This is a genomic window from Streptomyces sp. NPDC025833, assembly GCF_055558055.1.
The window spans coordinates 129,879-147,938 of record NZ_JBVHNF010000014.1; the positions used below are offsets into that span (position 1 = coordinate 129,879).

The window sequence follows — 18,060 nt, forward strand, 5'->3', positions numbered from 1 at the left end:
GGCGGCCGGGTGAGGGGGGCACGCGCGCGTGCCCCCCTCACCCGGGCGGCTACTCCTGCTTCTTGCGGCGGGTGCCGAACACGATCTCGTCCCAGCTCGGGACGGCGGCCCGGCGGCCGGGGCGGACCCCGTCGGCCTCGGCCTGGCGGTCGGTCGAGCCGATGAGCCGGTCGCGGTGGCTGCCGACGGAGCGCGGCATGAGGACGTCCGCGTAGGCGGAGCCGGCCGACGCGGCGGGCGCGGGCTGCTCCTCCGCGGCGGGCTCGTCGTCGGGCTCCTCCGGCGACTCCGACGGTAGTTCCGGTACGACGAGGTCGCCCCGGAAGCTCGGCACGGCCTCCAGCAGGCTGGTCAGCGAGTCGCGTTCGTCCGTGCTCTCCTCGGCCGGTTCCGACGGCTGCGCGGGCAGGCCGGGCCGGTCGCGGTCGAGCCGTTCCAGGGCGCGGTCCATGGTGCGTTCGCGCGGCAGCCGGGCGATGCGGGGGACGAACGGGAAGCTCGGCTCGGGCACGGCGAGGTCGTCGGACTCGCCGATCAGCGAGCGCGCCTCGTCGTCCACGGCCTGGACGAGCCGCCGGGGCGGGTCGTACGTCCAGCTCGCCGAGTGCGGTTCGCCCGCGACCCGGTAGACGAGGAGCACCTCCCAGGTGCCGTCGTCGCGGCGCCAGGAGTCCCACTGCACGGTGTCCTTGTCGGCGCCGCGCAGCGACAGCCGTTCCTGCACCGCCTCGCCGAGCAGCGGTCCGGAGTTCTCGCCGGGTCGGCGGACCGGGGTCTTGCGGGCCCGTTCGGCCATGAAGGCGCGCTCGGCCAGCACGGGTCCCTCGAAGCGCCGCACCCGGTCGACGGGGATGCCGGCGAGCTGGGCGACCTCCTCCGCGGTGGCGCCCGCTCTTATCCGCGCCTGGATGTCGCGCGGACGCAGATGGCTCTCGACCTCGATCTCGATCTGGCCGAGGCGGGGCCGGTCGCCGCGCACGGCGGCGCGGAGCCGTTCGTCGATCGGAAGTGTGTACTCCGTTGCGTCGGCAGCCTTCAGCACCAGTCGTGTGCCGTCATTCGAGACGGCCACGACACGCAGTTCGGGCATGGGGACCTCCCGGGTGGTGCCTGCCGACGTCACGTGCGTCGCTGCTTCCGCTAGTCGAGTGTGGCCTGCCCGGGTGCAGCCTGCCACAACCTTGCCGAGTTGCCCGGCGTGTCGGGCACGGGCCCGGAGCCGCCGTTATGGCACGGTTACCTGTTCGCAACGCTGAGTGACCAACTCCATCACCCTGTGCAACCAGCCCCCTCCCGGCGGTCCAATAGGGCCGCAGGCACCCTGGTGGGAGGCCGGGCCCAGGGTTCGCAACAGTACTCCATTCGGACCACGTGCGTGGATTGGCGCGCGGCCCAACTTCTGGCAAGGGCAGCGACTTGACCGCCCGCAAGCGGTTCCGAGGATCGCGAACGTGGCGAACTTCACGCAATCGCCAGAAACGGAACTATTGGTTTCGCTCGTACGTCCCCTTCTCGTGCAGTGGGTCGATGAATGTCGATCAAGTACGGGAAAGGCAGGCAAGGTCCGGGTATGCGTGAGACACCCGATACGGGGCGGAAGCGGATCGATCTCAGCGTCGCCCAGGTCGCGGGCAGTGCCCTGGCGGCGGTCGTGGCGGCCAAAATGGCTTCTTACTTCGGGGTGTACGGCACGATCGTCGGTGCCGGCGTGGTCAGTGTCGTCGCCACCTGCGGCGGTACGCTCTTCCAGCACTTCTTCCGGCGGACGGGGGAGCAGTGGCGGGACAAGACCACGGCGGCGGGCCGCCCGAAGGTGCGGGTCCCGGCCGCGCCGGGCGAGTTCACCGCGGGCACCGTCTACCGCGCGCGGGTGAAGAGCTGGCGCCGCCCGCTGGTCGCCGCCGCCCTGGTCTTCGGGGTCACCATGGCCGGCATCACCACCTACGAGCTGGTGTCCGGCAGCAGCTTCAGCGGCGGCGGGGGCACGACGGTCAGCGACGCGGTCACCGGCCGGGGGTCCTCCGGCGGCCGGTCCGACGAGAAGCCCGCCCCGTCGGACACGCCCGCACCGCAGGACACGCCGTCCACCGGCGGGGCCACGCCCCGCGGCACGTCCCCGGCGCCCGGCGGCTCGTCGGACGGCGAAACCGGCGGGGAAACGGGCGGCGGAACAGGCGGGGAGACCGGCACGGACCCGGGCGGGCGGCCGAGCGGCCTGCCGGGCGGCGACACGGCCACCCCGGCGCCCACGCCCAGCGCGCCCGCCCCGTCCGCCACGGCGCCTACGACCCCAGAACCCTCCGCAAGTAGTCGTTCTGGAACAGGCGTTCCGGGTCAAGACGGTCCCGCAACGCCGTGAACTCGGTGAAGCGCGGGTACACCCGGGCGAAGTACTCCGCGTCCCGCGTGTGCACCTTGCCCCAGTGCGGGCGCCCCTCGTGCGCGGTGAAGATGCGCTCGGCGGCGGTGAAGTACGCCTGGTACGGCGTGCCCCGGAACATGTGCACCGCGATGTAGGCGCTGTCCCGGCCGGAGGCGGTGGACAGGGTGATGTCGTCGGCGGGGGCGGTGCGCACCTCCACCGGGAAGCTGACCCGCAGGCCCGAACGGTCCACCATGGCGCGCAGTTCGCGCAGCGTCTCCACCAGGGCCGCCCGGGGGACGGCGTACTCCATCTCCACGAAGCGCACCCGGCGCGGCGAGGTGAAGACCTTGTAGGGGATGTCCGTGTACGTCCGCGCGGACAGGGCCTTGCTGGACAGCCGCGCGATCGCGGGGACCGTGGCCGGGGCGGCGCGGCCGACCCACTGGGCCGCCTGGAACACCCCGTTGGAGAGGAGCTCGTCCTCCACCCAGCCGGCCAGCCGCCCCACCGGCTGCTCCGGACCGGCGCTGCGGTTGTTGCGCTTGGTGGTGGTGCCGGTGGTGTGCGGGAACCAGTAGAACTCGAAGTGCTCGTTCTCGGCCCACAACTGGTCGAACTCGGCGAGGACCCGGTCGAGGGGCATCGGCTCCTCGCGCGCGGTGAGCAGGAAGAGGGGCTCCACGGCGAACGTGAGCGCGGTGACGACGCCCAGGGCGCCGAGGCCGATCCGGGCGGCGGCGAAGACGTCCGGGTTCTCCGTCGCGGAGCAGGTGAGCACCGAGCCGTCGGCGGTGACCAGCTCCAGCCCCTTGATCTGGGCGGCGATGGACGCGGACTCGCGGCCCGTGCCGTGCGTGCCGGTGCTGGTGGCCCCGGAGACGGTCTGCTCCATGATGTCGCCCATGTTGGTGAGCGAGAGGCCCTCGCGCGCGAGCGCCGCGTTGAGCCTCTTGAGCGGGGTGCCCGCCTCCACCGTGACCGTCATGGACTCCCGGTCGACGGCGCGTATGCCGGTCAGCAGGTGAGGGCGTATCAGCACCCCGTCGGTGGCGGCGATCGAGGTGAAGGAGTGCCCGGTGCCCACGGCCTTCACCTTCAGGCCGTCCTCCCGGGCCCGGCGCACGGCCGCGGCCAGCTCCTCCACCGAGGCCGGCGCGACCTGCCGGGCGGGCCGGGCGGAGACGTTGCCGCCCCAGTTACGCCAGGTTCCGTACTTCCCGCTCGCTGTGCTGCTCAACGGTGCCTCCCCGCCCCGCGGCCGGCCTGCGCAGCCGGCGGTACCCGAGGAAACCGACCGCGACCGCGACGGCCCCGGACACGACCGGAACCCCGTACCCCGCGCGCGCCCCGGCCGCGTCGATGACCCAGCCGGCCGCGGAGGAACCGAGCGCGACCCCGACCGCCAGGCCGGTGCTCACCCAGGTCATGCCCTCGGTGAGCTGCGCGCGAGGTACGTGCTCTTCGATGAGGGACATCGTCGTGATCATCGTCGGCGCGATGGACAGCCCCGCCAGGAACAGCGCCACGGCCAGAAGCGGCAGGTTTCCGACCAGTAGGAGGGGGATCATACTCACGCCCATCGCCGACACGCCCAGCAGCCAGCGGCGTTCCGGCGCACCGCCGAACCGCAGCAGCCCGAAGACCACCCCGGCCGCGCAGGAACCGGCCGCGTACAGCGCGAGGACCATGCTCGCGGCGCCCTTGTGGCCCCGCTCGTCGGCGAAGGCGACGGTGACCACGTCCACGGCCCCGAAGATCGCGCCCGTCGCCACGAAGGTCGCCACCAGCACCTGGAGCGCCGTCGAGCGCAGGGCGCTGCCGCCGCCCTGCTGAGCGCGCGGGTGCGGCTCCGGCTCGGTGGCGCGCTGGGCGGTCAGCCAGAAGACGCCGGCCGCCAGGAAGCACGCGGCCAGCAGCGGGCCGGCCTCGGGGAACCAGGCGGTGGACAGGCCGATGGAGATGATCGGCCCGAAGATGAAGCAGACCTCGTCCACGACCGACTCGAACGAGTAGGCGGTGTGCAGCCGGGGCGTGCCCCGGTAGAGCGCCGCCCAGCGGGCCCGGACCATCGCGCCGAGGCTCGGCACCGCCCCGATCCCGGCCGCGCACACGAACAGCGTCCAGTCCGGCCACCCGTGGTGCGCGGCGAGCAGCAGACCGGCGCCCGCGGCGAGGGCCGCCAGGGTGGCCGGGCGTAGCACCCTGCGCTGCCCGTGCCGGTCCACCAGCCGGGATATCCGCGGTCCGAGCGCGGCGGCGGACAGCGCGATGGTGGCGGACAGCGCGCCGGCGAGCCCGTAGCGCCCGGTGAGCTGGGAGATCATCGTGACCACGCCGATGCCCATCATCGACAGGGGCATCCGGCCGAGCAGGCCGGCGGCGGAGAAGGCCTTGGTGCCGGGCGCGGAGAACAAGGCTCTGTAGGGGCTGGGCACGGGGTCTCCGAAACGGTCGGTAAGGCGCGAATGCGACGTGTACAGCGTACAAGTTAGGTAACCCTAATTAAATACGTCGCCCGCGGGGGGCCTGCCGGGACGGGCGGGGGATCTGTCGGGACGAACCGCACCGCACCGGGTGGAAACCGACTCCCCACCCCGGTGTTTCCCCGCCGTCCGTGCCGGGTGGCAGGATCGGACCCATGCCAGACGCGCTCGATGTCACCCCGTACGACGCCCTGCTCCTGCTCTCCTTCGGCGGCCCCGAAGGCCCGGACGACGTGGTCCCGTTCCTGGAGAACGTCACGCGCGGGCGCGGGATCCCGAAGGAACGCCTCAAGGAGGTCGGGCAGCACTACTTCCTGTTCGGCGGGGTCAGCCCCATCAACGCCCAGAACCGCGCCCTGCTGGCGGCCCTCCGCGAGGACTTCGCCGCCCACGGCCTCGACCTGCCGGTCTACTGGGGCAACCGCAACTGGGCGCCGTACCTCACGGACACCCTGCGCGAGATGGCCGCCGACGGCCGCCGCCGCGTCCTGGTCCTCGCCACCAGCGCCTACGCCTCCTACTCGGGCTGCCGCCAGTACCGCGAGAACCTCGCGGACGCGCTGGCCGCCCTGGCGGCCGAGGGCCTGGAGCCGCCGAGGATCGACAAGCTGCGGCACTACTTCAACCACCCCGGGTTCGTCGAGCCCATGATCGACGGCGTGCTGGACTCCCTCGCCGACCTCCCCGAGGACGTCCGCGCGGGCGCCCACATCGCCTTCACCACGCACTCCATCCCGACCTCCGCCGCGGACACCTCCGGCCCCGTCGAGACCCACGGCGAGGGCGGCTCCTACGTCGGGCAGCACCTGGACGTGGCCCGGCTGATCGCGGACGCCGTCCGCGAGCGCACCGGCGTCGACCACCCCTGGCGGCTCGTCTACCAGTCCCGTTCCGGCGCCCCGCACATCCCGTGGCTGGAGCCCGACATCTGCGACCACCTGGAGGAGCGGCACGCGGCCGGCGTCCCGGCCGTGGTCATGGCCCCCATCGGCTTCGTCTCCGACCACATGGAGGTCCTCTACGACCTCGACACCGAGGCGAAGGCCAAGGCCGAGGAGCTGGGCCTGCCGGTGCGCCGCTCGGCCACCGTGGGCGCGGACCCGCGGTTCGCCGCGGCCGTCCGCGACCTGGTCCTGGAGCGGGCCGCCGTGGAGCGCGGCCAGGACGTCACCCCCTGCGCCCTGGGCGCCCTCGGCCCCAGCCACCAGCTCTGCCCGGTCGGCTGCTGCCCGGCCCGCACCCCCCGCCCGGCCGCCGCGGGCGCCGACAGTCCCTACGCGTGAGGAGCCCCGTGACCGACGCCCCGCACCGTGACCTGCTCGCCCTCGCCCGGGAGGCCGCCCGCCGCGCCGGCGAGCTGCTGAGGGACGGCCGTCCCGCCGACCTGGCGGTGGCGAGGACCAAGTCCAGCCCCATCGACGTCGTCACCGAGATGGACATCGCGGCCGAGAAGCTGATCACCGGCCTCATCTCCGGCGAGCGCCCCGACGACGGCTTCCTCGGCGAGGAGGGCGCCGCCGCCGAGGGCACGAGCGGCATCCGCTGGGTGATCGACCCGCTGGACGGCACCGTCAACTACCTGTACGGGCTGCCGACCTGGGCGGTCTCCATCGCGGCCGAGCAGGACGGCGAGACCGTCGTCGGGGTCGTCGCGGCCCCGATGCGCGGCGAGACCTACCACGCCGTGCGCGGCGGCGGCGCCTGGGCCACGGGCGCGTGGGAGGGCGAGCGGGCGCTGGCCTGCCGTCCCGCGCCCCCGCTGGACCAGGCGCTGGTCTCCACCGGGTTCAACTACGTCGCCGGGGTCCGCGCCCACCAGGCCGGGATCGCCGGCCGGCTGATCCCGCTGCTGCGGGACATCCGGCGCGGCGGTTCGGCCGCGATCGACCTGTGCGACGTCGCCTGCGGCCGGCTGGACGGGTACTACGAGCGCGGGCTGCACGCGTGGGACTACGCGGCGGGGGACCTGATCGCCCGGGAGGCGGGCGCGCTGACCGGTGGACGGCCCGGAGAGCGGCCGTCGGGGGAACTGACGGTGGCGGGCACCCCCGGCGTCTTCGAGCCGCTCCAGCGCCTGCTGGAGGACTTCGGGGCCTGGCACGACTGACCCGCGCGACCGGCCGGCCCGCCGCACCGGGAGGACCGGCCGGGAGGACCGGCCGGGAGGACCGCCCGGACGACCGGTCGGACGGGCGGCCGGCGAGACGGCCGGCGGACGCGCGAAGGACCCCGGCGCTGGATTCGCCGGGGTCCTCCGTCGCGCGCTCGGGCCGGTCAGACGCGTGACGCGGCGACCTCCACACCGTGTTCGGCGGCGAGGCGGCGCAGGTCGTCGAGTTCGCCCTGCTCCACCTCCACGAGGAAGTCGTCGCCCTCGTCACGAGCCCGCGACAGATCGGACTCGGTCGCCTTTATGCGCTGCAGAAGTCCTGCGGTGAAAGCGTCCATGCTGCGCCCCCTCGTCCTGGGTCGTGGGTCGGTGGCACGGGGAAGTGCCTTTGGGGAAGGGGCGATCACGGCTCCCGCAGGTGCCCAGCGCTGCCCGGCCGGGCGGCCACGGTGCCGGACACCCACGCCCACTCTGCGTAGCGGATCGGCGGGGTGCCGCATGGTGCTGCGGCACATGCAGAGCGTGATCGCGTGGTGTAAACCCGTCCTCCCCCCGCTTTCCGCGGCGGAAACCTCGGTGGAAGGAGAATTTCGCGCCGCACCGCGCAGCGGGCGCCCATTCCGCGGCCCCCACCCGCCTTACAGCCGACTTATGGCCGAAAAGGGCAGGATGGGGGTCACACCCCACGCACCCTCCGCCCGCACGCGCCCACGGCGCGCCGCGCGGGCGGACACAGGAAGGACAAGCGACGTGCGCGTACTCGTCGTCGAGGACGAGCAACTGCTCGCCGATGCGGTGGCCACCGGACTGCGCCGGGAGGCCATGGCCGTCGACGTCGTGTACGACGGTGCGGCCGCCCTGGAGCGCATCGGCGTCAACGACTACGACGTGGTCGTCCTCGACCGCGACCTCCCGCTCGTGCACGGCGACGACGTCTGCCGCCGGATCGTCGAGCTGGGCATGCCCACGCGCGTGCTGATGCTCACCGCGTCCGGTGACGTCAGCGACCGCGTCGAGGGCCTGGAGATCGGCGCCGACGACTACCTCCCCAAGCCGTTCGCGTTCAGCGAGCTGATCGCGCGCGTGCGGGCCCTCGGCCGCCGCACCAGCGTGCCGCTGCCGCCGGTCCTGGAGCGCGCCGGCATCAAGCTCGACCCCAACCGCCGCGAGGTCTTCCGCGACGGCAAGGAGGTCCAGCTCGCGCCCAAGGAGTTCGCGGTGCTGGAGGTGCTGATGCGCAGCGAGGGCGCGGTCGTCTCCGCCGAGCAGCTCCTGGAGAAGGCCTGGGACGAGAACACGGACCCCTTCACCAACGTCGTGCGCGTGACGGTGATGACCCTGCGCCGCAAGCTGGGCGAGCCGCCGGTCATCGTCACGGTCCCCGGCTCCGGCTACCGGATCTGACCGCCGTGGCCGCGACCCCGGCGCCGCCCCAGGCGCCCCCGAAGCCCACCTGGGACCCCAGGCGGGCGCAGCCCCCCTTCCCGTGGCTGCGTCCGACCATCCGCATACGGCTCACGCTGCTGTACGGCGGCATGTTCCTGATCGCCGGCATCCTGCTGCTGTCGATCATCTACCTGCTGGCCGCGCAGGCGATCAGCACCGGCAACCAGCCGCTGTTCAAGATCGTCAGTTTCGACAACCTGAAGGTCTCCAGCGACAAGTGCCCGGCGATCAACACCACCCGCCTGCCGCTGTCGGACTTCAACGACACGATCGCGCACTGCGTGGACCAGCAGCGCCAGGCGGCCCTGGACAACCTCCTCAGCCGCTCGCTGCTGGCCCTGCTGGGTCTGGCCGTCATCGCCTTCGCGTTCGGGTACGCGATGGCGGGCCGCGTGCTGTCCCCGCTCGGCCGGGTCACCCGCACCGCCCGCGCGGTGGCCGGCTCGGACCTGTCCCGCCGGATCGAGCTGGACGGCCCCGACGACGAGCTGAAGGAGCTGGCGGACACCTTCGACGACATGCTGGAACGGCTGCAGCGGGCCTTCACGGCACAGCAGCGCTTCGTCGGCAACGCCTCCCACGAGCTGCGCACCCCGCTCGCGATCAACCGCACGCTCCTGGAGGTGCACCTGTCCGATCCGAACGCGCCGGTGGAGCTGCAGCAGCTCGGCAAGACGCTGCTGGCCACCAACGAACGCAGCGAACAGCTGGTCGAGGGGTTGCTGCTGCTCGCCCGCAGTGACAACCAGATCGTCGAGCGCAAGCCGGTCGACCTGGCCGAGGTCGCCACGCAGGCCATCGACCAGGTGCATGCCGAGGCCGAGGCCAAGGGCGTCGTGATCCGCGGCGAGCGCAAGCCGGCCGTGGTGCAGGGCAACGGCGTGCTGCTGGAGCGGATCGCGCTGAACCTCGTGCAGAACGCCGTGCGCTACAACGTGGCCGAGGACGGGTGGGTGGAGGTGGACACCGAGGTGCGGCACGGGCAGGCCGTCCTGACCGTCGCCAACACCGGACCCGTGGTCCCGGCGTACGAGATCGACAACCTCTTCGAGCCCTTCCGGCGCCTGCGCACCGAGCGCACGGGCAGCGACAAGGGCGTGGGACTCGGCCTGTCCATCGTGCGTTCCGTGGCCCGTGCGCACGGCGGGCACATCCTGGCCCGGCCCCGGGAGGGCGGTGGTCTGGAGATGCGCGTCACGATGCCGATGTGATTCCGGACCGGCCCGCGTGTGATGCTGACCGACACACGCGGAAGAACTTCGCTGGACGCGGAATTTTTCGACCGCCGGACGGGGTTCTTTCTGTGTGATCGATCACATGGACGGATTTCCGGCCATGTACCCACGGTGATCATGACAGAAGGTGGAAAGCCGGGAAAGTCCTGGTTTTCAGGGCTCTTGATCACGGGAAGTACACGGTGAGGCGCCTTTGAGGTGCGGCATTCGAACCGTGTACGGTCCTCACCGCCATCCAAGCCGATCACTCTTGAGGGGTCGGGTTGGGTGTCGATTGAGTAACAGACCTTGATGTGAGGCAAAATCTCCGCCTCAGGTCGGGCACAAGTCCGGCCTCTCACGCGTTACGTGCGCTGGAGACACCCGCAGACACCCAGAGGGGGAGAGCGATATGGCAACCGATTACGACACTCCACGCAAGACCGACGACGACGTCGACTCGGACAGCCTGGAAGAGCTGAAGGCCCGGCGGAACGACAAGTCCACCTCGGCGGTGGACGTCGACGAGTTCGAGGCCGCGGAAGGCCTCGAACTGCCCGGCGCCGACCTCTCGAACGAGGAACTGGCCGTCCGGGTGCTGCCCAAGCAGCAGGACGAGTTCACCTGCATGAGCTGCTTCCTGGTCCACCACCGCAGCCAGCTGGCCCGCGAGAAGAACGGCCAGCCGATCTGCCGCGACTGCGACTGAGGAGGGGTCGGCCGTGACTGGCTCGACCCCTCCGCGGAAGCGCCGCTTCCCCTGGGGGAAAGCGGACCAAGGGCCGTCCGGCGGCCCGCACGGCGCACGTGACGACGAGCGGGGCTCACCCGACGCGGGAGCCCCGCTCGCACCGGCGGACGACCGGCAGGACCCACCGGCGCGGCGGCCCGTCGCCCGGCGCCGGGCGACGGCGATCGGCGAGAAGGCCCGGGACCTCGCCCGGGAAGGCGCCCGCCGGGGCGGCAGCCGGGCCCGCGCGGGACTGGCGTACCTCGCCGACCGGATCATCGAGATCGCCCCGCGCGTCCCCGTACGCGACCTCGCGACCCTGCGCCGGCAGTTCCCCGGCCTCGGGCCCGAGGAGCTCGCCGACAAACTGGTGGCGGGCGCGGCGCACGCCACCTCGACCGTCGGTGCCGGGATCGGCGCGGCGGCCATGCTGCCGGTGCCGCCGGCCATGCCGACCGAACTGGCCACGGAGATCACCGGCGTGGCCGCGATCGAGCTGAAACTCATCGCCGAACTGCACGAGGTCTACGGCCTACGCCCACCGGGCGGCCTGAGGACCCGCAGCGCCGCGTATCTGTCCTCCTGGTCGGGGGAGCGCGGGATCGACGTGCTGAAGCCGTCGACGTACGACACGGCCCTCGGCGGCCGGATGAAACGCGAACTGCGCCAGCAGATCATGAAGCGCATGGTCCGCGACCTGCCCAACCTGATGCCGTTCATGGTCGGCGCCGCGGTCGGGGCGGTCATGAACCGCAGGGACACCAAGCGGCTCGCGGGACGCATCCGCGCCGACCTTCGCAAGATCCAGGTGCCCTGGGACGCGCTGCCGGAGCTGCCGCCGCTGGAGGAGCCGGCCGAACCGCTCCCGATGCGGGAACTCCCGAAGGAACCCTGAGCACCCCGGCCGGGCCGCCTCAGGCGTGCGCCTCGCGCGCCGCCTCGATCGCCGCCGCCAGCTTCTCCGGCTCCCGCGTCGACAGGTACAGGTAGGGCGTGGGGTCCGCGGGGTCCGTGACCTCCACGCGCAGTGCCCGGGGGACGTAGGCGCGCAGCAGCAGGAAGGCGCGCGTGTCGGCCTTGTACGTCCGCCAGGCGCGGGCCTCCTCGGGATCCAGCACCTGCGACGCCCCCAGCGCCGACACCGGTATCCGCGCCTCGCCCGCGATCAGGGAGTCGCCCACGACCCGGATGCGCGGGGAACCGTAGGCGCTCGCCACCACCGCGGCGGCGGCCGTACCGCCGACCAGGCCGCCCAGCAGCGGCAGCGTGCCGAAGGGCAGCAGTATCAGGGCGAACGAGACGCCCACGAGGAAGCTGATCAGCCACCACGAGCGGGGGGCGGTGAGGCGTTCTTCGTAAGGGGTGGCGGAGAGCTGCATGACGTCAAGCTTGGCACGGCGTCCCGGTTCTCCCGGAATCAGGGGGAGCGCGCGCGAAGCGCCGCCGGGCGGGACGGTGGCGGCCGGCGGGCGGCCCGGTAAGGTCTGCGCCTGTGAGTGGTAGTTCCGCAGCCCTTCAGCCCCCCGCCGACGCGGTGAAACCGGTCCGGCACCCCGACGCACCCGCGCCCGGGGAGCTCCTCGGCGCCCATTACGAGCACTGTTTCGGGTGCGGCCCCGGACAGCCGCACGGACTGCACCTGGAGGCCCGCGCCGGCGAGGGTGTCACGCTGACCGCCGAGTTCACCGTGCAGAGCGCCCACCAGGGCGCCCCCGGCCTCGCGCACGGCGGAGTGCTCGCCACGGCCCTGGACGAGACCCTCGGCTCGCTGAACTGGTTGCTGCGCACCATCGCCGTCACCGGGCGGCTGGAGACGGACTTCGCGCGGCCCGTGCCCGTCGGCACCACCCTGTACCTGGAGGCCGAGGTCACCGCCGTCGCCGGCCGGAAGATCTACTCCACCGCCACCGGCCGCATCGGCGGTCCCGGCGGGCCGGTCGCGGTGCGCGCCGACGCCCTCTTCATCGAGGTGAAGGTCGACCACTTCATCGACCACGGCCGCCGGGAGGAGATCCAGGCCGTCATGGACGACCCGGACCAGATCCGGCGCACCCGTGCCTTCGAGGTGAACCCGTGACCCTGGACGTGCTCATCCGGTGCGTCGACCCCGACGTGCCCCTCCCGGCGTACGAGCACCCCGGGGACGCCGGAGCCGATCTGCGCACCACCGAGGCGTGCGAACTGGCCCCCGGCGAACGGGCCGTTCTGCCCACGGGGGTGTCGATCGCCCTGCCGGAGGGGTACGCGGCATTCGTGCATCCGCGTTCCGGCCTCGCCGCCCGCTGCGGTGTCGCCCTCGTGAATGCCCCGGGGACGGTTGATGCCGGGTACCGTGGGGAGATCAAGGTGATCGTGGTGAATCTCGACCCGCGCGCGAGCGTTCGGTTCGAGCGCTTCGACCGGATTGCCCAACTGGTCGTCCAGCAGGTCGAGAGGGTCCGCTTCCAGGAGGTGGCGGAACTTCCCGGCTCGGCGCGGGCCGAGGGGGGCTTCGGGTCCACCGGTGGCCATGCCGCGGTGGGCGGCGAGAGCGGCACAAGCGGTCAGGCCGCCGACGGCGGTCCGACGGGTGGGAATCGATACGCTTCGGTCGTATCCGACCGGGAAGGACAGTGACGTGTTCGGACGTCGCAAGAAGAAGGGTGCCGCCGAGGACGCGGCCGGCGAGGCCGAGCAGGTCGTCGACAGCGTCGACACCGAGGCGGACGAGGTGGAGGCCGAGCGCGAGCGCGTCCGGCTGGAGCCCGGGCCCCGGCCCGACGGGCCGTGGGACGACAGCGAGGTGCGCGACCCCGCCGAGGGCCGGGTGGACCTCGGCGGTCTGTTCGTACCGGGCGTCGACGGCATGGAGCTCCGGGTCGAGGTCGCCGGTGACGCGATCGTCGCCGCGACCGTCGTGCTGCGCGACAGCGCCATCCAGCTCCAGGCGTTCGCCGCGCCCAAGCGCGAGGGCATCTGGGCCGAGGTCCGCGAGGAGATCGGGTCCGGCATCACCCAGCAGGGCGGCATCATCGACGAGGTCGAGGGCCCGCTCGGCTGGGAGCTGCGGGCCCAGGTGCCGGTGCAGCTGCCCGACGGCACCGGCGGCTTCCAGGTCGTCCGGTTCGTCGGCGTGGACGGCCCGCGCTGGTTCCTGCGCGGTGTGATCTCCGGCCAGGGCGCGGTGCAGCCGCAGGCCGCCGGGCTGCTGGAGCAGATCTTCCGCGACACCGTCGTGGTCCGCGGCGAGGGTCCGATGGCCCCGCGCGACCCGATCGTCCTCAAGCTGCCGAACGACGCCCAGATGGTTCCCGAGGGCGTCCAGCAGCAGGAGGAGTCCTCGCGCTTCTCCGGCGGCATGGGACAGCTTCAGCGGGGACCGGAGATCACCGAGGTCCGCTGACGGCTTCGACGAGGGTCGTTCGACACGGGCCGTGCCTCTCGGGGCGCGGCCCTTCTCCGTGCCGGGGCGCCCCACCGGACACCGGCCGGCCGTAGCCGCCCGGCTCCCCGCGCCCCTTCCGGGCACCTCCCCGCGCGGTGATACTGGGCTCCGGTCGACGGGGGAGGCGACATGGCGCGAGTGGCCACGGAAACCATGGTGCGGGGTCGAGGACGTGCACAAGTCGTACGGGCGGGGCGCGGCGGCCGTGCACGCGCTGCGCGGGGTCTCCTTCGAGGTGCCGCGCGGTGAACTCGTCGCGCTCAAGGGGCGCTCCGGCTCCGGCAAGACCACCCTGCTGAACATCGTCGGCGGGCTCGACACGCCCGACAGGGGCGGGGTCGAGGTCGACGGGCTGCGGCTGGGGGACCTGGGCGAGAACGAACTGCTGCGGTTGCGCCGGGACCGGATCGGCTTCGTCTTCCAGTCCTTCGGGCTCATCCCGATCCTCAGCGCCGCCGAGAACGTCGGCGTACCGCTGCGGCTGCGCCGCGCCGACCCCCGCGAGCGCGAGGAGCGGGTCGAGCTGCTGCTCTCCCTCGTCGGCCTCGCCGGGCACACCGCCCAGCGGCCGGGGGAGCTGTCCGGCGGCCAGCAGCAGCGGGTCGCCATCGCGCGGGCCCTCGCCAACCGCCCGGCCCTGCTCATCGCCGACGAGCCCACCGGCCAGCTCGACGCCGAGACCGGGCACGCCGTCATGGAGCTGCTGCGCGCGGTCGTGCGCAGCGAGCGGGTCTCCGCCCTGGTGGCCACGCACGACGCCACCCTGCTGGACCTGGCCGACCGGGTGCTGGAACTGCACGACGGGGAGATCGCCGAGCACTGAGCGGCCCGGCCCGCCGGGCTCATCAGGGTTGCGTCAAAGTTGCCCGCCGTGCGCTCCGCCGTCCCGTACCCCGTGATCGTTGGCCGTAAGGTCGACGCTGCGTAGGCAACGGGCACGGGAAGACAATGGGGCCATGGCACGCGGCAAGCTTCGGATCTACCTCGGTGCGGCACCGGGCGTCGGCAAGACCTACGCCATGCTCGCCGAGGCGCACCGCCGCACCGAGCGGGGCACCGACTGCGTGGTCGCCTACGTGGAGCACCACGGCCGGCCGCGCACCGAGGTGCTGCTGCACGGCCTGGAGCAGGTGCCGCGGCGCCGGCTGGAGCACCGGGGCGCCACCTTCGGCGAGATGGACGTGGACGCCGTCCTGCGCCGGGCGCCCGCCGTCGCCCTCGTGGACGAGCTGGCCCACACCAACGTCCCGGGCTCCCGCAACGCCAAGCGCTGGCAGGACGTGGAGGAACTGCTCGCCGCCGGCGTCGACGTCGTCTCCACCGTCAACATTCAGCACCTGGAGTCACTCGGCGACGTCGTGGCGTCGATCACCGGGGTGCGCCAGCGCGAGACCGTCCCGGACGAGGTGGTGCGCCGCGCCGACCAGATCGAGCTGGTCGACATGTCCCCGCAGGCGCTCCGCCGGCGGATGGCGCACGGCAACATCTACCAGCCGGACAAGGTCGACGCGGCCCTGTCGAACTACTTCCGGCCCGGCAACCTCACCGCCCTGCGCGAGCTGGCCCTGCTGTGGGTGGCCGACCGGGTCGACGAGTACCTGAACGCCTACCGCAGCGAACACCATGTCTCGCGGATATGGGGCTCGCGGGAGCGCATCGTGGTCGGGCTGACCGGCGGACCCGAGGGGCGCACCCTGATCCGGCGGGCCGCCCGGCTCGCCGAGAAGGGCGCCGGCGGCGAGGTCCTGGCCGTCTACATCGCCCGCAGCGACGGGCTGACCGCGGCCTCCCCGAAGGAACTGGCCCTCCAGCGCACCCTGGCCGAGGAGCTCGGCGGCACCTTCCACCACGTCGTCGGCGACGACATCCCCGCCGCCCTCCTCGACTTCGCCCGCGGCGTCAACGCCACCCAGATCGTGCTGGGCTCCTCGCGCCGCAAGACCTGGCAGTACGTCTTCGGGCCCGGTGTCGGGGCCACGGTCGCCCGGGACTGCGGACCCGACCTCGACGTGCACATCGTCACCCACGAAGAGGTCGCCAGGGGCCGGGGGCTGCCCGTGGCCCGCGGCGGCCGGCTCGGCCGGGCCCGCATCATGTGGGGCTGGGCCGTCGGCCTGGCCGGACCCGCCGTCCTCGCGGTGCTGCTGAACACCGTCGACCTCGGCCTCGCCAACGACATGCTGCTGTTCCTGGCCGTCACCGTCGCCGCCGCGCTGCTCGGCGGCCTGCTGCCGGCGCTGGCCTCGGCGGCCTTCGGCTCGCTGCTGCTGAACTACTTCTACACCCCGCCGCTGCACCGGCTGACCGTCGCCGACCCCAAGAACATCGTCGCCATCGCCATCTTCTTCGGGGTCGGCATGTCGGTCGCCTCGGTGGTCGACCTCGCCGCCCGGCGCACCCACCAGGCCGCCCGGCTGCGCGCCGAGTCCGAGATCCTCTCCTTCCTCGCCGGGAACGTGCTGCGCGGCGAGACCGGTCTGGAGGAACTGCTGGAGCGGGTGCGCGAGACGTTCGCCATGGAGTCGGCCGCCCTGCTGGAACGGGCGGACGAGGTCGCGCCCTGGACCTGCGCGGGCCGGGCCGGCTTCGGGCCGGCGCTGGAGCGCCCCGAGGACGCCGACGTCGACGTGCCGGTCGGGGACCACATGGCGCTCGCCCTCACCGGCCGGGTGCTGCCCGCCGCCGACCGCCGCGTGCTCGCCGCGTTCGCCGCCCAGGCGGCCGTCGTGCTCGACCGCAGGCGCCTGCGCGAGGAGGCCGACCGGGCCCGCGCGCTCGCCGAGGGCAACCGCATCCGCACCGCCCTGCTGGCCGCCGTCAGCCACGACCTGCGCACCCCGCTGGCCGGCATCAAGGCCGCCGTGTCCTCCCTGCGCTCCGACGACGTGGCCTGGTCCGAGGAGGACCGGGCGGAACTCCTGGAGGGCATCGAGGAGGGCGCGGACCGGCTCGACCACCTCGTGGGCAACCTGCTGGACATGTCCCGGCTCCAGACCGGCACGGTCACCCCGCTGATCCGCGAGATCGACGTCGACGAGGTCGTGCCGATGGCGCTGGGCGGCGTACCCGAGGACAGCGTCGTGCTGGACGTGCCCGAGACACTGCCGATGGTCGCCGTCGACCCCGGGCTGCTGGAGCGTTCCGTGGCCAACCTGGTGGAGAACGCCGTCAAGTACAGCCCGCCCGGGCGGCGCGTGCTGGTCGCCGCGAGCGGCATCGCCGACCGGGTGGAGATCCGGGTGGTGGACCGCGGGCCGGGCGTGCCGGACGAGGCGAAGGACCGGATATTCGAGCCGTTCCAGCGGTACGGTGACGCTCCGCGCGGAGCCGGCGTCGGTCTCGGCCTCGCGGTCGCCCGCGGCTTCGCCGAGGCCATGGGCGGCACCCTCGACGCCGAGGACACGCCGGGCGGCGGACTCACCATGGTGCTCAGCCTCCGCGCGGCGGGCAGCCGGGACCCGGCCGCCGTCACCGTCGCCGGCCCGGCCACCGCGGCACCCCCCGGCGGCACCGACACCCCACAGCCCCCCCGCGGGGCAGGCAGCGCAGAAACGGAAAGGCAGGCCCCATGCTGAGCCCGACTGGGGGGACCCCCCAGACCCCCACGAGGGTGCTCGTGGTCGACGACGAACCGCAGATCGTGCGCGCCCTGGTGATCAACCTCAAGGCGCGCAAGTACGAGGTCGACGCGGCCCCCGACGGCAGGACCGCCCTGGAACTCGCCGCCTCCCGCCACCCCGACGTGGTCGTCCTCGACCTGGGACTGCCCGACATGGACGGCGTCGAGGTGATCAGGGGCCTGCGCGGCTGGACCCGGGTGCCGATCCTGGTCCTCTCCGCCCGCCACTCCTCCGACGAGAAGGTCGAGGCACTGGACGCGGGCGCCGACGACTACGTGACCAAGCCGTTCGGCATGGACGAGCTGCTGGCCCGGCTGCGGGCCGCCGTCCGTCGGGCCGAGCCGGTCGGGCCGGGCGAGGACGACCTCACCACCGTCGAGACCGCGGGCTTCACCGTCGACCTCGCCGCCAAGAAGGTCAACCGCGACGGCAGGGACGTCCGGCTCACCCCGACCGAGTGGCACCTGCTGGAGGTGCTGGTCCGCCATACCGGCCGGCTGGTCAGCCAGCGGCAGCTCCTCCAGGAGGTGTGGGGGCCGTCGTACGGCACCGAGACCAACTACCTGCGGGTGTACATGGCCCAGTTGCGGCGGAAACTGGAGTCGGACCCCTCGCACCCGAGGCACTTCGTCACCGAGCCGGGCATGGGATACCGGTTCGAGAGGTGA

General features: G+C 73.0%; 17 protein-coding genes and 1 pseudogene. 13 read left to right on the forward strand and 5 right to left on the reverse strand.

Annotated elements, in window-relative coordinates; translation table 11 throughout:
- Positions 1-49: 49 nt before the first annotated feature.
- A complete protein-coding gene (gene sepH / locus ACZ4K2_RS25210) occupies positions 50-1,090 on the reverse strand; it encodes a septation protein SepH (protein WP_467475994.1) in 1,041 nt (346 codons plus the stop codon).
- A 480-nt stretch (positions 1,091-1,570) separates the two neighbouring features.
- On the opposite strand from sepH, the gene ACZ4K2_RS25215 reads away from it, so the two are divergent.
- Positions 1,571-2,359 (forward strand): hypothetical protein, encoded by a 789-nt coding sequence (locus ACZ4K2_RS25215; protein ID WP_467475993.1) that lies wholly within the window; start codon positions 1,571-1,573, stop codon positions 2,357-2,359.
- Here ACZ4K2_RS25215 and ACZ4K2_RS25220 read toward each other — a convergent pair.
- Positions 2,283-3,602, reverse strand: coding sequence for a D-arabinono-1,4-lactone oxidase (locus tag ACZ4K2_RS25220; protein ID WP_467475992.1), 1,320 nt, complete (start codon positions 3,600-3,602; stop codon positions 2,283-2,285). The genes ACZ4K2_RS25215 and ACZ4K2_RS25220 overlap by 77 nt on opposite strands.
- On the reverse strand, positions 3,562-4,800 hold the full coding sequence (locus tag ACZ4K2_RS25225) for an MFS transporter (protein ID WP_467475991.1): 1,239 nt from the start codon (positions 4,798-4,800) through the stop codon (positions 3,562-3,564). The genes ACZ4K2_RS25220 and ACZ4K2_RS25225 overlap by 41 nt, the downstream gene beginning before the upstream one ends.
- Positions 4,801-5,003: 203 nt before the next feature.
- Here ACZ4K2_RS25225 and ACZ4K2_RS25230 point away from each other — a divergent pair, with 203 nt between their 5' ends.
- Both ACZ4K2_RS25230 and ACZ4K2_RS25235 read left to right on the forward strand, forming a co-directional pair.
- A complete protein-coding gene (locus ACZ4K2_RS25230) occupies positions 5,004-6,131 on the forward strand; it encodes a ferrochelatase (protein WP_467475990.1) in 1,128 nt (375 codons plus the stop codon).
- An 8-nt stretch (positions 6,132-6,139) separates the two neighbouring features.
- Positions 6,140-6,955: an inositol monophosphatase family protein gene (locus ACZ4K2_RS25235; RefSeq protein WP_467475989.1), complete on the forward strand. Its 816-nt coding sequence runs from the start codon at positions 6,140-6,142 to the stop codon at positions 6,953-6,955.
- Positions 6,956-7,122: 167 nt separating this feature from the next.
- On the opposite strand, the gene ACZ4K2_RS25240 is transcribed toward ACZ4K2_RS25235, so the two are convergent.
- Positions 7,123-7,296, reverse strand: a complete 174-nt coding sequence (locus tag ACZ4K2_RS25240) for a hypothetical protein (protein ID WP_467475988.1) — start codon at positions 7,294-7,296, stop codon at positions 7,123-7,125.
- A 412-nt stretch (positions 7,297-7,708) separates the two neighbouring features.
- Between ACZ4K2_RS25240 and ACZ4K2_RS25245 the strand changes: the two genes are divergently transcribed.
- From ACZ4K2_RS25245 to ACZ4K2_RS25260, 4 genes are all read left to right on the forward strand, one after another.
- Positions 7,709-8,362 carry a response regulator transcription factor gene (locus tag ACZ4K2_RS25245; protein WP_007387794.1) on the forward strand — a complete coding sequence of 218 codons (654 nt, stop codon included), beginning with the start codon at positions 7,709-7,711 and terminating at the stop codon, positions 8,360-8,362.
- Positions 8,363-8,367: 5 nt separating this feature from the next.
- Positions 8,368-9,615 (forward strand): sensor histidine kinase, encoded by a 1,248-nt coding sequence (locus ACZ4K2_RS25250; RefSeq protein ID WP_467475987.1) that lies wholly within the window; start codon positions 8,368-8,370, stop codon positions 9,613-9,615.
- Positions 9,616-10,030: 415 nt separating this feature from the next.
- Positions 10,031-10,327: a DUF4193 domain-containing protein gene (locus tag ACZ4K2_RS25255; RefSeq protein ID WP_005481602.1), complete on the forward strand. Its 297-nt coding sequence runs from the start codon at positions 10,031-10,033 to the stop codon at positions 10,325-10,327.
- A 13-nt stretch (positions 10,328-10,340) separates the two neighbouring features.
- Positions 10,341-11,243 (forward strand): hypothetical protein, encoded by a 903-nt coding sequence (locus ACZ4K2_RS25260; protein WP_467475986.1) that lies wholly within the window; start codon positions 10,341-10,343, stop codon positions 11,241-11,243.
- A gap of 19 nt (positions 11,244-11,262) precedes the next feature.
- Here ACZ4K2_RS25260 and ACZ4K2_RS25265 read toward each other — a convergent pair whose 3' ends face one another.
- Entirely contained in the window at positions 11,263-11,727 is a 465-nt protein-coding gene (locus ACZ4K2_RS25265; RefSeq protein ID WP_467475985.1) for a DUF3093 domain-containing protein, read from the reverse strand.
- Positions 11,728-11,840: 113 nt separating this feature from the next.
- Between ACZ4K2_RS25265 and ACZ4K2_RS25270 the strand changes: the two genes are divergently transcribed.
- The 6 genes and pseudogenes from ACZ4K2_RS25270 to ACZ4K2_RS25295 all read left to right on the forward strand — a co-directional run bounded on the left by ACZ4K2_RS25270 (position 11,841) and on the right by ACZ4K2_RS25295 (position 18,060).
- The gene (locus tag ACZ4K2_RS25270; RefSeq protein WP_467475984.1) at positions 11,841-12,425 is read left to right on the forward strand and encodes a PaaI family thioesterase; all 585 of its coding nucleotides are present in this window, start codon (positions 11,841-11,843) and stop codon (positions 12,423-12,425) included.
- A gap of 2 nt (positions 12,426-12,427) precedes the next feature.
- Positions 12,428-12,964 carry a dUTP diphosphatase gene (gene dut, locus ACZ4K2_RS25275; RefSeq protein ID WP_467476089.1) on the forward strand — a complete coding sequence of 179 codons (537 nt, stop codon included), beginning with the start codon at positions 12,428-12,430 and terminating at the stop codon, positions 12,962-12,964.
- Between the two features lies 1 nt (position 12,965).
- Positions 12,966-13,730: a DUF3710 domain-containing protein gene (locus ACZ4K2_RS25280; protein ID WP_467475983.1), complete on the forward strand. Its 765-nt coding sequence runs from the start codon at positions 12,966-12,968 to the stop codon at positions 13,728-13,730.
- A 171-nt stretch (positions 13,731-13,901) separates the two neighbouring features.
- Positions 13,902-14,595: pseudogene (locus ACZ4K2_RS25285) on the forward strand (ABC transporter ATP-binding protein).
- 133 nt (positions 14,596-14,728) lie between these two features.
- Positions 14,729-17,347 carry an ATP-binding protein gene (locus ACZ4K2_RS25290; protein ID WP_467475982.1) on the forward strand — a complete coding sequence of 873 codons (2,619 nt, stop codon included), beginning with the start codon at positions 14,729-14,731 and terminating at the stop codon, positions 17,345-17,347.
- A complete protein-coding gene (locus tag ACZ4K2_RS25295) occupies positions 17,341-18,060 on the forward strand; it encodes a response regulator (protein WP_467475981.1) in 720 nt (239 codons plus the stop codon). The genes ACZ4K2_RS25290 and ACZ4K2_RS25295 overlap by 7 nt, the downstream gene beginning before the upstream one ends.

Bases quoted from the DNA above. Each gene is read 5' to 3' on its own strand.
- sepH (WP_467475994.1), bottom strand. From the start codon at position 1,090: ATGCCCGAACTGCGTGTCGTGGCCGTCTCGAATGACGGCACACGACTG.
- ACZ4K2_RS25215 (WP_467475993.1), top strand. From the start codon at position 1,571: ATGCGTGAGACACCCGATACGGGGCGGAAGCGGATCGATCTCAGCGTC.
- ACZ4K2_RS25230 (WP_467475990.1), top strand. From the start codon at position 5,004: ATGCCAGACGCGCTCGATGTCACCCCGTACGACGCCCTGCTCCTGCTC.
- ACZ4K2_RS25240 (WP_467475988.1), bottom strand. From the start codon at position 7,296: ATGGACGCTTTCACCGCAGGACTTCTGCAGCGCATAAAGGCGACCGAG.
- ACZ4K2_RS25255 (WP_005481602.1), top strand. From the start codon at position 10,031: ATGGCAACCGATTACGACACTCCACGCAAGACCGACGACGACGTCGAC.
- ACZ4K2_RS25265 (WP_467475985.1), bottom strand. From the start codon at position 11,727: ATGCAGCTCTCCGCCACCCCTTACGAAGAACGCCTCACCGCCCCCCGC.
- ACZ4K2_RS25290 (WP_467475982.1), top strand. From the start codon at position 14,729: ATGGCACGCGGCAAGCTTCGGATCTACCTCGGTGCGGCACCGGGCGTC.
- ACZ4K2_RS25295 (WP_467475981.1), top strand. From the start codon at position 17,341: ATGCTGAGCCCGACTGGGGGGACCCCCCAGACCCCCACGAGGGTGCTC.